This window comes from uncultured Maribacter sp., from assembly GCF_963977385.1.
Lineage (GTDB): Bacteria > Bacteroidota > Bacteroidia > Flavobacteriales > Flavobacteriaceae > Maribacter.
Window position 1 is genome coordinate 94,886 of sequence record NZ_CAXBOU010000015.1, and the last position, 14,953, is coordinate 109,838.

At 33.4% G+C, this 14,953-nt stretch carries 14 protein-coding genes; 5 read left to right on the forward strand and 9 right to left on the reverse strand.

What is annotated here, in order from left to right; all coding sequences use genetic code 11:
* Positions 1 to 2: 2 nt before the first annotated feature.
* From AAC084_RS15395 to AAC084_RS15420, 6 genes are all read right to left on the reverse strand, one after another.
* The gene (locus AAC084_RS15395; protein ID WP_339841095.1) at positions 3 to 521 is read right to left on the reverse strand and encodes a hypothetical protein; all 519 of its coding nucleotides are present in this window, start codon (positions 519 to 521) and stop codon (positions 3 to 5) included.
* A 67-nt stretch (positions 522 to 588) separates the two neighbouring features.
* Positions 589 to 945: an arsenate reductase (glutaredoxin) gene (gene arsC / locus AAC084_RS15400; RefSeq protein ID WP_339841096.1), complete on the reverse strand. Its 357-nt coding sequence runs from the start codon at positions 943 to 945 to the stop codon at positions 589 to 591.
* A gap of 62 nt (positions 946 to 1,007) precedes the next feature.
* A protein-coding gene (prfB, locus tag AAC084_RS15405; RefSeq protein WP_339841097.1) for a peptide chain release factor 2 occupies positions 1,008 to 2,109 on the reverse strand; the annotation gives its coding sequence in 2 pieces (ribosomal slippage) (positions 1,008 to 2,042 and positions 2,044 to 2,109; 1,101 coding nt in all).
* A gap of 64 nt (positions 2,110 to 2,173) precedes the next feature.
* Complete coding sequence (locus AAC084_RS15410; protein ID WP_339841098.1) at positions 2,174 to 3,025, reverse strand: transglutaminase family protein; 852 nt, start codon at positions 3,023 to 3,025, stop codon at positions 2,174 to 2,176.
* 29 nt (positions 3,026 to 3,054) lie between these two features.
* Positions 3,055 to 4,002, reverse strand: a complete 948-nt coding sequence (locus tag AAC084_RS15415) for an alpha-E domain-containing protein (RefSeq protein WP_339841099.1) — start codon at positions 4,000 to 4,002, stop codon at positions 3,055 to 3,057.
* Between the two features lie 10 nt (positions 4,003 to 4,012).
* Positions 4,013 to 5,476, reverse strand: coding sequence for a circularly permuted type 2 ATP-grasp protein (locus AAC084_RS15420; RefSeq protein WP_339841100.1), 1,464 nt, complete (start codon positions 5,474 to 5,476; stop codon positions 4,013 to 4,015).
* 195 nt (positions 5,477 to 5,671) lie between these two features.
* Between AAC084_RS15420 and AAC084_RS15425 the strand changes: the two genes are divergently transcribed.
* Together AAC084_RS15425 and AAC084_RS15430 are read left to right on the forward strand one after the other, a co-directional pair.
* Entirely contained in the window at positions 5,672 to 8,077 is a 2,406-nt protein-coding gene (locus AAC084_RS15425) for a zinc-dependent metalloprotease (protein WP_339841101.1), read from the forward strand.
* A gap of 20 nt (positions 8,078 to 8,097) precedes the next feature.
* Positions 8,098 to 9,120 carry a GntG family PLP-dependent aldolase gene (locus AAC084_RS15430; RefSeq protein WP_339841102.1) on the forward strand — a complete coding sequence of 341 codons (1,023 nt, stop codon included), beginning with the start codon at positions 8,098 to 8,100 and terminating at the stop codon, positions 9,118 to 9,120.
* A gap of 2 nt (positions 9,121 to 9,122) precedes the next feature.
* Here AAC084_RS15430 and AAC084_RS15435 read toward each other — a convergent pair whose 3' ends face one another.
* Positions 9,123 to 9,437, reverse strand: coding sequence for a DUF1508 domain-containing protein (locus tag AAC084_RS15435; protein ID WP_339841103.1), 315 nt, complete (start codon positions 9,435 to 9,437; stop codon positions 9,123 to 9,125).
* Positions 9,438 to 9,622: 185 nt separating this feature from the next.
* Between AAC084_RS15435 and AAC084_RS15440 the strand changes: the two genes are divergently transcribed.
* A complete protein-coding gene (locus AAC084_RS15440; protein ID WP_339841104.1) occupies positions 9,623 to 10,723 on the forward strand; it encodes an OmpA family protein in 1,101 nt (366 codons plus the stop codon).
* A gap of 75 nt (positions 10,724 to 10,798) precedes the next feature.
* Here AAC084_RS15440 and AAC084_RS15445 read toward each other — a convergent pair whose 3' ends face one another.
* Positions 10,799 to 11,251 carry a thioredoxin family protein gene (locus AAC084_RS15445; protein ID WP_339841105.1) on the reverse strand — a complete coding sequence of 151 codons (453 nt, stop codon included), beginning with the start codon at positions 11,249 to 11,251 and terminating at the stop codon, positions 10,799 to 10,801.
* Positions 11,252 to 11,292: 41 nt separating this feature from the next.
* The gene (locus AAC084_RS15450; protein WP_339841106.1) at positions 11,293 to 11,619 is read right to left on the reverse strand and encodes a YbaB/EbfC family nucleoid-associated protein; all 327 of its coding nucleotides are present in this window, start codon (positions 11,617 to 11,619) and stop codon (positions 11,293 to 11,295) included.
* 126 nt (positions 11,620 to 11,745) lie between these two features.
* On the opposite strand from AAC084_RS15450, the gene AAC084_RS15455 reads away from it, so the two are divergent.
* Positions 11,746 to 13,803 (forward strand): S9 family peptidase, encoded by a 2,058-nt coding sequence (locus tag AAC084_RS15455; RefSeq protein WP_339841107.1) that lies wholly within the window; start codon positions 11,746 to 11,748, stop codon positions 13,801 to 13,803.
* Between the two features lie 78 nt (positions 13,804 to 13,881).
* The gene (locus AAC084_RS15460; RefSeq protein ID WP_339841108.1) at positions 13,882 to 14,922 is read left to right on the forward strand and encodes a cysteine synthase family protein; all 1,041 of its coding nucleotides are present in this window, start codon (positions 13,882 to 13,884) and stop codon (positions 14,920 to 14,922) included.
* Positions 14,923 to 14,953 lie beyond the last annotated feature (31 nt).

The window sequence follows — 14,953 nt, forward strand, 5'->3', positions numbered from 1 at the left end:
AGTTAGTTTTTAGATTTCTTTCGTTTGTCTTTTTTCTTCTTTTTATTCTTCTTTAGCGTTTTTGATACCCCATCTTTTTGTAGGGCTACAAATGCTTCATACTTTTCTAATGGCAAACCAGCTTTTAATTCTTCATCTTGCCTTTTAGTAATATTTTCAAAAACCTCGCTCATTTTTTCTGGAGGTAGTTTTAATATTCTTGCTTCTATACGCTCTTGCACATACTTTTTTAGAACTGAACTTAAAACAGCTTGCTCGAAATCATTTAAGGCAAGTGCTTCAGTAATCTTAGGCATTTCCCCATCAACTAATTGCTCAGCCGTTTTTGGTTCTGGTTCTTTTTGTGTTTCTTGAGCTTGAGGTATAGAACTTCTTTGTCTACCATAACCATTGTTTCCACGTCCACCATAGCCATAACCGCCACTGCCATAACCGTACTGTGCGTAAATTTCAGAACTTCCAAAAAGAATGGACAGTAGTATAAAAAATTTGATACCACTGAATTTTATTGCTTTTTTCATATGCTTGGATTATAAAATTATAGTTTGGTTTAATTACGAATGGTTAATTCTTTGTTAATACATTACACTAGAGATTAAACCAATTTAATAGTTTCTCTATGTTAGATGTTGGTCTACCTATTACAGCTCTGTTGCCATTAATGACAATAGGTCTTTCAATTAACTTTGGGTAAGCAATCATTGCCTCGATTAATTCTTTATCTGATAAAGCCACGTTTTTAAATTTCTCTTTCCATATAGTTTCAGATTTACGAATAAGATTAATTGGCTTTATATCTAAACAACTAATAATATTTCTAAGCTCTTCTTTAGTCGGTACATCTTCTAAGTAATTTATTACTTCAAATTTCTTGCCAGAATTTTCTAAAATAGAAAGACCTTCTCTAGATTTTCTACATCGTGAATTATGATATATTTTAATCATTGTGATAATTTTGATAAATAGTCTTTTCCAAATCTCAATTTTGAAAATAGGAAAAGCTAAAGTTATTCTTCCTCTTTTTGTCCCATCATCATTAGAAATGCTTTAAGAAACCGATCAATATCTCCGTCCATAGCATTGTCGACATTTCCTGTCTCTTCTCCCGTTCTAACATCTTTAACTAGCTTGTAAGGATGCATAACATAGTTTCTGATTTGAGAACCCCATTCTATCTTCATTTTAGAAGATTCAATTTCTTGTCGTGCCTCCATTTTCTTGCGTAGCTCAATTTCGTACAATTGAGATTTCAACATTTTCATTGCCGTAGCCCTATTGTCATGTTGACTTCTACTGTCTGAGCAAGAAATTTGAATTCCGGTTGGGTGGTGTGTTAATTGAACCTTTGTTTCTACCTTGTTTACATTTTGTCCACCAGCACCACTTGATCTAGCAGTTGTAATAGTAATATCTGCAGGGTTGATATCAACCTCAATACTATCATCTACCAAAGGATATACATAAACAGAAACAAATGAAGTATGTCTTTTGGCATTGCTGTCAAACGGTGAAATACGTACCAATCTATGTACGCCATTCTCTCCTTTTAACCAACCAAATGCAAATTCACCATCAATTTCCAGAGTTACCGTTTTAATACCGGCTACATCTCCTTCTTGGTAGTTGAGTTCTTTAATTTTATAGCCATTCTTTTCTGCCCACATCATATACATGCGCATAAGCATTGCAGCCCAATCACAGCTTTCGGTACCTCCTGCACCTGCCGTAATTTGCAGTACGGCTGGTAGTTCGTCACCTTCTTCAGAAAGCATATTCTTAAATTCCATTTTTTCAAGGGTATTTAATGCTTTCTCGTATTGTAGTTCAACTTCCTCTTCTGAAACTTCTCCTTCTTGTTGAAATTCTATTAATACTTCTAATTCTGATACAAGTATTTGTGCCGCATTGTAATCATCTACCCATTGCTTTTTAGATTGGATAAATTTCATATGCGCCTGTGCTTCCTGCGGATTGTTCCAAAAATCAGGCGCCAAGGTTTTTTCTTGCTCGTTTTCTATTTCTATTAATTTCGCATCGATGTCAAAGATACCTCCTCAACGCACCAAGGCGATCTATAAGACCTTTGTAATGGTCTGTACTTATGTTCATATAATTTTATTTTGGGTAAAAATAAGACTCTTTTGAGTAATGAAGTAAGATAATTTGGGAATAACTATTGTTGACTTTGAACAGTTACTGCATGTGTAGTTTTATTTAGCCCTTGAGAATAAATAATTCCTTTTAATGGAGAACAATCATTATAATCTTTTCCGTGGCAAACCTTTATATGGTTAGTGTTTGCTAATAGATCATTTGTAGGGTCAAAACCTATCCATCCAATTTCTGGAACATAAGCTTCTGCCCATGCATGCATTTGAGAATCACCGAACAGACCACTTCCTTGGTTAAGATAGCCAGAAACATATCTTGTAGGAATTCCATTTACCCTAGCTAATGCACAGAATAGATGAGTAAAATCTTGACAGACTCCTTGTTTATTTACGATAACAACGTTCAACAGTGTGCCAACTTCAGTTACACCAGATTTGAAATGAATAAATTTATATGTCCAACTATTTAAATCTTGTAAATTTTTGAAGATAGAAACTGAGTTGTTAAACAAAAATAATTCTTCTTGAGCCTGATTTAACTTAGTAAATGACGTAAATTTTAAAAACCTTTCATGAATAATTTTAAAATCTAATTCGTCTATTCTTTTGTATCCTATAGTATTATCGATATCTAAATCAAAATTATAAGGATTAACTTCTTCTTTTTTAAGTTTGAATTTAGCCTCAAAAGAAATATGTTTAAATTTTTTCTTAGGACTTATTCGAATAGTTTTAAATCCATAACCATTTATAGAAATCTCTTTATTAGCGAAAAGGGAATTAGAAAACTCTATTTCAACTTCGTGTTGACATTTGTTTTCCATTGGAATAATTAAAAATTGCCAATACGCATCATGAACCCAATTTTCATAACTGTTTTCCGCTTTGTAGGTAATTTCATATTCTTTTGGCATAGTGAGCAAAGATATCTTAATTTATTCGCTTAATAGTTAAAAAACTCTTCGTCCACCTTGTTACTAATTTCAACTAGACTGTCGAGAATATTTTCAATAAACGCCTTAATATCATTTTCAATTTCTTCTACATATTTGTATTCATATTCTGCACGAATACGGCCAATTAAGAATGCAGTTGAATCTTTATTATATCGTTTTTCTGGATTTAAAATTTTAATATGCTCATTTACTTGATTGAGAGCGTTCATTACCGATCTTGGGCAATTAGGGTTAAGAATTAGAAATTCTAAAGTTGAAATACTTGTTGGTGTTTTTTTATAGAACCTTCGCATCATATCGTAAGATTCGGCACATTTTAATAATGTAGTCCATTCAAAACTTTTACTAAATTTATCTTCATAAATACCTTGAGCCATTAAAGCATCATTATATTTTGCATTTATCATTCTAGTAATTTGGGTAGCTCGTTCAATGTTTACTCCCATTAAGATAATAGCATAGGTTTCATCGTGCAACAAAGTACCTCTAATCTTACCTCTTAATATAGCTGTCATTTCGGCAACATGGGTGGTGAAATCATGTAAACCGTTTTTAACGAAAATTTCTTTCGGATAATTTAATACAAAATGATAAAACTTATTTATGGCTTCATAAAGCTCAGTAGAAATTAAATCTCTAGCGCTATTGGCGTTTTCCCTGGCAAGTTTGACATTATTGAGAATTGAAAAATGATACACAGGATTTAGTCCTATTTGGTAAATAATATCCTCTTCTTTAAGCAATTTACTTTCATCTTTTTCTGGGTCACCTACCATGAACAACATAGAACGTAATACGAATTGCCGATCTTGTGATTTAATATTTGGTGCATCTAAAGATGAAAAATAATTAACGTTTAAATAACGTGCTATGTGCTCTGAACGTTCAATATAACGTCCCATCCAAAATAGATTATTGGCTACTCTTGCTAACATATATTACTCTTTATTTTTTTAGTACCCAAGTATCTTTGGATCCACCACCTTGCGATGAGTTTACGATTAAATTTCCTCTTTTTAGTGCCACACGCGTGAGCCCACCTTTTAAAACGAATTCCTTATCCTTTCCTAAAATTGTATAGGTTCTTAAATCAATATGTCTTTGCTCAAACGACTCTGTTTCGTCAATATAAGTTGGGTGTACAGAAAGTGACATTATAGGTTGAGCTACATATTTTCTTGGATTCTCCTTAATCTCTTTCTTTACTATTTCTATTTCAGATTTAGTTAATTTATTTCCAATAGAAATTCCATATCCACCAGCTTCATCTACAGGTTTTATTACAAGCTCGTGAATATGTTCTAGAACATATTTTAATTCGTCTGGCCGGCTACAATGGTAGGTATGTACATTGTTTAAGATAGGTTCTTCATTGAGATAATACTTAATTATCTGTGGCATATAAGTATATACAGCTTTGTCATCTGCAACGCCTGTTCCTGGAGCATTCGCTAAGGTTACATTCCCTTTTTTATAAGCGGCAAAAAGACCAGGAACACCAAGAGTAGAATCTGGCTTAAACTCTAATGGGTCAATAAATTGGTCATCTACTCTTCTATATATGATATCTACTTTTTCTGGGCCTTTGATAGTTTTCATATAAACAAAGTCATTCTCTACAAATAAATCACGCCCCTCTACCAGTTCAACTCCCATAGTTTTTGCTAAATAAGAGTGTTCGTAGAAAGCTGAGTTAAACATTCCTGGAGTTATAACCACGGAATTTGGAACATCTACTCCCATAGGTTTAACAGATTCTAATAGCTCTAATAGATTTTCAGCGTAGTTTGTGACAGTATGTGTTTGATAATGATTAAAAACCCCAAAAAGTGCTTTTTTAAGTGCCGTTCGGTTACATATTACATAACTTACTCCTGACGGACACCTAATATTGTCTTCTAATACATAATATTTACCATCATTATGTTTAATAACATCTATGCCTGAGATATGATTATAGATTCCTCCTGGAGGATCAATTCCATTCATTTGATCTAGATAATTTGCAGATGTGGTAATTAACTCTAAAGGAACAATATTGTCCTTAAGTATTTTTTTATCATGATAAATATCCCACAAAAACAAATTCAAAGCTTTGCTTCTTTGTATAGATCCTCTTTCTATAATATCCCATTCATCAGAGTCAATAATTCGAGGGAATAAATCAAAAGGGAAAATTTTCTCTTGTACATCTTTATCTCCATAAACTTGAAATGTAATTCCTTGGTTGAAAAATGAAGATTTTGCCTTTGAGTTTAGATTTACATAATCGCTAATTGAATGTTCACCATATAAATTAAATAATTTTTGGTAGACCTCCTTGATTTTTCCATCGCGATTATATATTTCATCATATAAATCAGGATTTCTTTGATAAGAAGAAAATATTTGATTTTCAATATTGGTCATATGAAATGTTTTCTTTTAAGGTACGTGATAAAAACCATTTATTTAAAGGAATATTGGTATTAATACTTAGTATTATTCCCAATTTGATAATAATACGGTAATATTTTTAACAAGATTTATATTTGTAATTTTTCTACTTAAGTACTTTTTATCCTTTATAAGATTTTCTATACTTTTAGGGAAAACTAAAAGAGAATGAAAAAATATTATGTACTTCTAGTAGGATTTGCTTTGATGTCATTTAATATGATATCTGCTCAGTTCAGCGAAAAGAAAAAAGACTTTGTTAAATATGAAGGGTTTTATGATTTCTATTATGATCAGACCAGTGATAAAATCTATCTAGAAGTAGATGATTTAGACAAAGATTTTTTATATGTATACTCATTAAGTAGCGGTATCGGTAGTAATGATATTGGTTTAGATCGTGGCCAATTAGGTAATGAACAAGTTGTTTTCTTTGAAAAAGCAGGTAATAAATTATTGCTGGTTCAACCAAATCTGAAATACAGGGCCATTACTGACAATGTATTAGAACGTAAATCTGTAGAACAAGCATTTGCTAAATCTGTTCTATTCGGTTTTCCTATAGAGGAGGAGAAGAATGGAATTTATGTCATTGATATTACGGATTTCTTAATGCAAGATGCCCATGGGGTTTCCAATAGATTAAAAAGTACTAAGCAAGGGTCTTATAATTTAGATAAATCGAAAAGTGCATTCGCTTTAGATAGAACAAAAGCTTTTCCAAAAAATGTAGAGTTCGATGTTACATTGACATTTAAGGGAGAACCAACAGGTAATTATATAAAAAGTGTTGCTCCTAATGCAAGTTTAATAACAGTGGCCGAACATCATTCATTTATAGAATTACCAGATGATAATTTTGAAAAGCGCGAGTTTGATCCAAGAAGTGGTTCTTACCCATTTTCTTTTTATGATTATGCTACACCCGTTGAGTCTCCGATTCTTAAACAATTTATTACAAGACATCGATTAGTTAAAAAGAATCCTAGTCAAGAAATTAGTGAAGCGGTAGAGCCAATTATTTACTACTTGGATAATGGAACACCAGAACCGGTAAGATCTGCTCTTTTAGAAGGTGGTCGTTGGTGGAACCAAGCGTTTGAAGCAATTGGCTATAAAGATGCTTTTCAGTTAGTAATGTTACCAGATGATGCAGATCCGTTAGATGTGCGTTACAATGTAATTCAATGGGTTCATAGATCTACAAGAGGGTGGAGCTATGGTAGTAGTATCACCGACCCAAGAACGGGGGAAATTATAAAAGGGCACGTTAGTCTTGGTAGTTTACGTATCCGACAAGATTTTCTAATTGCACAAGCCTTAATGAATAAACCTTTTGCTGAACGCGATGATAATTATCAACCAATGTTAGATATGGCGATAGCGCGTATTAGACAATTATCTGCTCATGAAATAGGTCATACACTTGGTTTTGCCCATAACTATGCTGCAAGTACAACAGACAAATCTTCGGTTATGGATTATCCTCATCCGCAATTTTCATTAGTTGATGGAGAAATAGATTTTTCAAAGGCATATGAAACAGGAATAGGGGATTGGGATAAAGTCACAGTGGCGTATTCATATCAGAATTTTTCTAAAGAAGAGGAGAAGAAAGGTTTGAATAATATTTTGGACAAGGCCAAAGCAGACGGACTTCGTTATATCACCGATCAAGATGCTCGACCACAGGGTAGCGCTCATGTGTTAGCTCATTTGTGGGATAATGGTACGAGTGTTAGTAAAGAATTAGATGCGATGTTGAAAGTTCGTAAAAAGGCTATTGATAATTTTTCAGTGGATAATATTCAAGATGGAACTCCTTATTCAGTTTTAGAGGATGTATTTGTGCCCTTATATTTCTTTCATAGGTATCAAACAGAGGGTGTGTCAAAAATTATTGGAGGGTTGGAATATAATTATGCAGTGAAAGGTGACGGACAACAAACTGTTGTAATTGCAGATAAGGCATTGCAGAAAGAGGCTTTGAAAAGTATTTTGACCACTTTAGATGCTAATGAAATTGCAATACCAAAGGATAAGCTTAGTTTGTTTCCACCAAGAGCTTTTGGCACTCCTAGAACACGCGAATCTATAAATGGTAAAACCGGAGTTTCTTTTGATGCATTGTCAGCTGTTGAAACGGCTTCTGATATGACCTTATTATTTTTACTACATCCTGAGCGAGCATCAAGGTTAATTCAACAAAAATCTATAGAAACAGATAATGTAGGTTTAGAAGAAGTTATAGATGAATTAATTTCTAAAACAATTAACAGAAAACATAAAGATGCTTACTTAAGTGAAGCTCAAACAATTATTAATTTTAGAGTTTTGTTTCATATAATGAATCTAGCAGGGCATACAGAAGTACATCCTCAAGTGAATGCTATTGCTTCTCAAAAACTGAAAGAATTGAGCTTTCAATTGGTCAAAGATTCAGGTAGTAATGCTATACATGCTGAAATGATTAAAAGAATAAAAGAATTTAATGAACACCCAGAATTGTTCAAAGTGATACCTTCGCCTAAAATTCCTGATGGTTCTCCTATCGGTATGGGTTGTTTTCACTAATCTAAATACTCAACGTTGTAATGCAAATAAATCTTATAAGTGATACGGTAACAAAACCAACGCCTGGTATGTTAGATGCTATAATGTCGGCGGTTGTTGGTGATGATGTTTTTAAAGAAGATCCAACCGTAAATGCACTAGAAGAAAAAGTAGCCAATCTTTTTGGTATGGAGTCTGCGTTGTTTTTTCCAAGCGGTACTATGACAAACCAAACGGCTATTAAATTGCATACGCAACCTGGTGAACAGTTAATATGTGATAAATACGCTCATATATATAATTATGAAGGCGGTGGCGTTAGTTTTAACAGCGGAGTGTCTTGTAGATTAGTTGATGGTGATAGAGGTACAATGAGCGCAGCTCAAGTGGAAGCTGTTATAAACCCACCGGACTTTTATCATAGTCCGTTAACTAGCTTAGTATGTGTTGAGAATACGGCAAATAAAGGTGGCGGCACTTGTTGGGATTTTCAAGAGCTCCAAAAAATTAGAAAAATTTGTGACGAACATCATCTAGGTTTTCACTTAGATGGTGCTCGTTTATGGAACGCGATAGTAGAAAAGAAAGAGTCTGCCTTGCAGTATGGTCAACTATTTGACACTATAAGTGTGTGTTTAAGTAAAGGGCTTGGCTGTCCAGTTGGTTCCTTGTTATTAGGAACCAAAGAGCAAATGGATAAAGCCTTAAGAATCCGTAAGATTTTTGGTGGTGGTATGCGCCAATCTGGGTTTTTGGCTGCTGCTGCAATTTATGCTTTAGACCATAATATTGAAAGATTAGCTGAGGATCATAAAAAGGCCAAAGAAATAGGAAAAGCACTATCTGCTAAATCTTTTGTAAAAAAGGTTGAGCCTATAGAAACCAATATTGTCATTTTTGAAATAGATGAATCTTTTTTGACTAGCGATACTTTCGTCAATAAACTTAAGGAAAAGGATATTTTGATTATTGGTATGGGGCAGGGTAAATTACGTATGGTCACTCATTTAGACTATACTGATGCTATGCATGATGAGTTGTTAAAGCAATTAACAGCATTTTAAGCCTATTGAAGCCCTAGCTCAAGACTATTCGAAATATTTAAAATCCCATTCTCCATACCTGCCTCTGAAGTGTAAAGTCCGCTTGAACCAATGGTTATTCCATTTTGGTTTTTTAGCTCTACAAGAAATTTACCTTCAGTATTTGTCTTACGTTCAAAAAATTTAGTTCTAGCATCTTTTAAACCCTTAAAATCATTTAAGGTTTTATCTAAATCTTCTTTGCTTGAAAATGAAACACTTTTAAGCAATGTTTTACCATTCGTAGATTTTAATTTAAACACAAATTTGCCGTCTTTTTTTTTATCAATCTTTATCATATCCTTAAAGGTAAATAATAATTTCTCTCAATTTTAGTGACTTTCTAAATAATAGTGTGTCTTAATTATTGAGGTGTTTGATCAGTTAGTTTCAATTTGAACTTAACTCGAAGATGAAGTAACTAAATCAGATTTCTTAAACAATTTAATTAAATAACCATTTATAAATTTTAAACACTATCTACATGAAAAAATTATTATTCTTAGCAGTTGCATTTTCAGCATCTTTTGCAATGGCACAAGATTTGCCATCAAATCCTGAACCAGGTAAATGCTATGTGCGCTGTACAACACCAGATGTCTATGTGAACGAATCAACCACGATTACAACGAATCCGGCATACAAGGTGCTTAAGACAAATCCTGCTACTTTTAAAACGATTACAGAAAGAGTATTAGTTAGAGAAGAAGAGAAAGTATTAACCGTAGTTCCTGCAAAATGGGGGACTGAAACAGTAACATATGTGTCTAAAGCCGGTGGAAATTCTTTACAAGTTATACCTGCTGCGTTTTCTCCTAGCACACAAACTCTAGAAATTAAGCCTGCTTATGCTCAATGGGAATTAGGTGTTGCTGCTCCTGATTGTGAGTCAGGTAATCCTGATGATTGTAGATACTGGTGTTATAAAGGGTATCCTGCACAATTTGAGACTGTTTCTACACAAGTTCTTGCAAATGATGCTTCTACATCTAGTACTGCAATAGGTTCTAAAAATGGATCATATACAAAAACAGTATTGATTTCTCCAGCAACGGTTGTTGAGAAAATTATTCCTGCTGAGTACAGAGAAATTACTAAGACAGTATTAGATAAAGATGCTTACACTGCAGAAGAAACTGTTCCTGCCAAAACTACAATCATTACAAAAGAAGTTTTAAAGGAAAAAGGTGGATTAACTACTTGGAAAGAAGTAGAGTGTGCATTAGTTGAGTACCAAGCTTTACCTATCAATTGGGAGTCTGGAAGTGCTACTTTAACTGCAGAAGCTAGAAACTTAATTGATAATAGATTATTACCTGTATTGGCTCAAAACCCAGGTGTTAAAGTTGAATTGGCTTCACATACAGATTCTCAAGGTGGTGCAGCTTCAAACCAAAATCTTTCTGAAAGAAGAGCAAAGGCTGTTGCTGATTATTTAATAACTAAAGGTGTTAACTCTAGTCTTTTAGTAGCAAATGGTTACGGTGAAACTAAATTATTAAACAGATGTAAAGACGGTGTTTCTTGTACTGCAAGAGAGCATGCGGCAAACAGAAGAACTCAATTTAGATTAATTAATAACTAAGTTATTAATTTAGACAAAGTAAAAAGGGCTTATACATTTGTATAAGCCCTTTTTATATATGTGAAATTTATGAACTTAAATATTTTTTTTCAGTAGACGAACATGTGAATCTATTACTCCGTTCATACTATAGCCAGATAGTTGATCCAATTCTTTTCCTTTAGAGTCTATTACTTTTAATAAAGGAAAAACCTTTCTTTTGTTTAGCTTGTTAAGCAACTCTTTGTTGTGAGCGAACTGTTTTTCTGATAGCAAATCTTTATTTCGAGGTACATCTATATATAATAAAACATAATTGTCAGACAATTCTTGAAATTCATTCGTGTCGAACAAATCTGTTTTTAGCATTTTACATGGCGGACACCAATCACTACCCGTAAAATAGACAAGTACATTTTTATCTTGCTTTTTTGCTTTGGATATAGCTGTATCATAATCTGTTAGCCATTTACAATTTTCAACACTACCATAATCTGCCTGAGCAGTGATGAATAATGGAAGCATAAATAGAATGATAACGTATTTCATATCCAAGATTTTGTTGTTTAAGTGCAAAAAACTTGCCAATCTTACTTAAATAACGAGTCCATACCCGGAATATTGGGCATGCCCTCTTTTGCCACGGCAGCTAATTCGGCTTCGTTTACGTTAGAAGCATTTTGTATGGCCTTGTTTAAAGTCATAATTAAGTAGTCTTCTAGTTGCTCTTTGTCTTCTAAAAGACTGTCATCTATTGTTATTTTCTTCAATTCTCTGTTAGCAGTAATAGTTACTGATAATAAGTTATCCTTTGATTTTTCCTCAAGTATAACGGTATCTAATCTTTTTTTTGTGGCTTCTACTTTTTTTTGGGTCTCTTTAAGTTTCCCCATCATACCCATCATATCTCCGAACATAATTTAACTTTTAGATTTAGAATGTAAAAATAATAAAATAGGATGGCATTTTTGTTTTTAAGTATTCTAAAAGGGGATCTGTGAATTAGTCTTATTTTTGTCTGCTTATTAAATAATGTACTTTATATGAGTCTAAAGAATCCGCCAATAGCGAAAAAAATCCCAAAAGAGTTAATCATTCATAATGATGTTCGTTTGGATAACTATTATTGGCTTAATGACAAGGAGAACAAAGAAGTTATTTCATATTTAGAGGCAGAGAACGATTACTATAATGCTTTAACAGGGCATACTAAAGATTTTCAAGAATCTCTTTTTCAAGAAATGAAGGGCAGAATTAAAGAGGATGATTCTTCTGTGCCATATAGATTAAATGATTATTGGTATAGTACTAGATATGTAATAGGAGGTGAATACCCTTTATATTCAAGATTCAAGCAGCACTTAAATGCTGAAGAAGAAATAATGTTCAATGGTAATGATATGGCAAAAGGTCATGATTACTTTAGTCTTGGAGGTATTGCAATTAGTCCAAATAACAAACTTGCAGCTTTTGGTGTAGATACTGTTTCTAGAAGGCAATACACATTACAGATTAAGAATCTTGATACAGGTGCAATTTTAGATGATAAAATTGAGAACACAACTGGTGGTGGAGTTTGGGCTAATGATAACGAAACTTTATTTTATACAAGAAAAGACCCTGTAACTCTTCGTTCAGATAAAATCTACAAGCATAAATTAGGAACACCAACGTCTGAAGATATTTTGATTTTTCATGAGGATGATGATACATTTAGCACTTTTATTTACCGTACTAAATCTAAAAAGTATTTGGTAATTGGCTCTTTTAGTACATTAACTTCTGAATTTCAAATTTTACCTACTGATAATCCTGATGGGGAATTTGAAGTTTTCTCTCCAAGAAAGCGAGGTTTAGAGTATACTATTTTTCATTATGAGAATTCTTTCTACATTTTAACGAATAAGGACAAAGCTGAGAATTTTAAGTTAATGCGTACCTCAGAACAAGAAACAACTTCTGAGCATTGGCAAGAATTTATCCCTCATCGTGAAGAAGTCTTATTAGAGGATATTGATATTTTTAAAGAATATTATGTGCTATCTGAACGTGAAAACGGACTTAATAAGATTCGTATAATAAGATGGGACGGTAGTGAAGAATACTTTTTACCATTTCAAAGTGAAACTTATACCGCCTATGTTGGTAGTAATCCTGATTTTGATACCGAAATATTAAGATATTCCTATAACTCAATGTCGACACCGAGTTCGGTTATTGATTTTAATATGCGAACTAAGGCAAAGGATATTAAAAAAGAGCAGGAAGTACTTGGAGGTCTTTTTGATAAAGATAATTACAAAGAACTCCGTTTGTGGGCTACTGCACGTGATGGTGAGAAAATACCAATGTCTTTGGTATATAGAAAAGATACTGTCTTAGATGAGAGTACACCAATATTACAATATGCATATGGCTCTTATGGCGCCACAATAGATCCTTATTTCTCTACAGTACGTTTAAGTTTATTGGATCGTGGTTTTGTTTATGCAATTGCGCATATAAGAGGAGGGGAGTATTTAGGTCGTAGATGGTATGATAATGGTAAATTATTACAAAAGAAAAATACATTTACCGACTTTATTGATTGTTCTAAATTCTTAATTGAACAAAAGATGACCAGTGCCAGTCATTTGTATGCCATGGGTGGCTCTGCCGGTGGTTTGTTAATGGGTGCAATTATCAACATTCAGCCAGAAATATATAATGGAGTAATTGCTGCAGTACCCTTCGTTGATGTAGTTACGACGATGCTAGACGATTCTATTCCGTTAACTACAGGTGAATATGATGAATGGGGAAACCCTAATGAAAAGGAGTATTATGAATATATGAAGTCATACTCTCCATATGATAACGTAGTAACGCAAGAATATCCAAACATGTTGGTAACTACAGGTTTGCATGACTCTCAAGTACAATATTTTGAACCAGCTAAATGGGTAGCTAAATTGAGGGAATTAAAAACAGATACGCATCTATTATTGCTTAATACGAACATGGAAGCTGGTCATGGTGGTGCTTCAGGTAGGTTTGAGTCTTTACGTGAGGTGGCCAAAGAATACGCCTTTCTTTTAGATTTAGAAGGAAAAATCGCATAGTTGAAAAAAAATAGTATTTTTGCATCAGAAATTTTAACAAATTTCGTTTATAGAAATAACTAAACATTGATCCCCCTTATGAAAAATGAGATCAGGGCTTACAACAATATTTTAGAATTAGTAGGTAATACACCGCTAGTTAAATTAAATAGAATTGCTGAAGGTCTTACCGGTAATTTTTACGCGAAGGTCGAGGCTTTTAACCCAGGCCATTCTTCTAAAGATAGAATTGCTATTCATATAATTGAGCAGGCTGAGAAAGCAGGTTTACTTATGGAAGGTAGTACTATAATCGAGACTACTTCTGGTAATACTGGTTTTAGTATTGCTATGGCTAGTATTATCAAAGGTTACGATTGTATTTTGGCGGTTAGCTCAAAATCATCTCCAGATAAGATTGACATGCTTCGTTCTATGGGAGCTAAGGTTTATGTTTGTCCGGCACATGTTAGTGCAGATGATCCTAGGTCATATTACGAAGTTGCAAAAAGACTACACAAAGAAACAAAAGGCTCCATTTATATCAATCAGTACTTTAATAAACTGAATATGGAAGCTCACTACAAATCAACAGGCCCTGAAATATGGGAGCAAACAGGTGGGCAAATTACACATTTGATTGCTTGTAGTGGAACTGGCGGTACTATTTCTGGTACGGCACGTTATCTAAAAGAGCAAAACCCCAATATTAAAGTTATCGGAGTTGATGCTTTTGGGTCGGTATTGAAAAAATATCATGAGACGGGAAAATTAGATGTCAATGAAATTTATCCGTACCGTATAGAAGGTTTAGGTAAAAACTTGATTCCTGGCGCTACCGATTTTAGTATTATCGATGAGTTTATAAAGGTTACCGATGCTGAAAGTGCACATACTGCTAGAGAAATTTCTAGAACAGAAGGTATTTTCGTTGGTTACACGAGTGGTGCGGTAATGCAAGCTATCAGACAATTGAACGAATTAAATACATTTGATAAGAATAGTAATGTAGTTGCTATTTTTCCAGATCATGGTTCTCGTTATATGAGTAAAATTTATAGCGACCAATGGATGGAAGATCAGGGTTTCTTAAACACAAGTACTGTAGAAGAAACACAGGAGATTCAATTTATCAAATAATATAAATTATATAATTTTAAAAAAAAAAGTG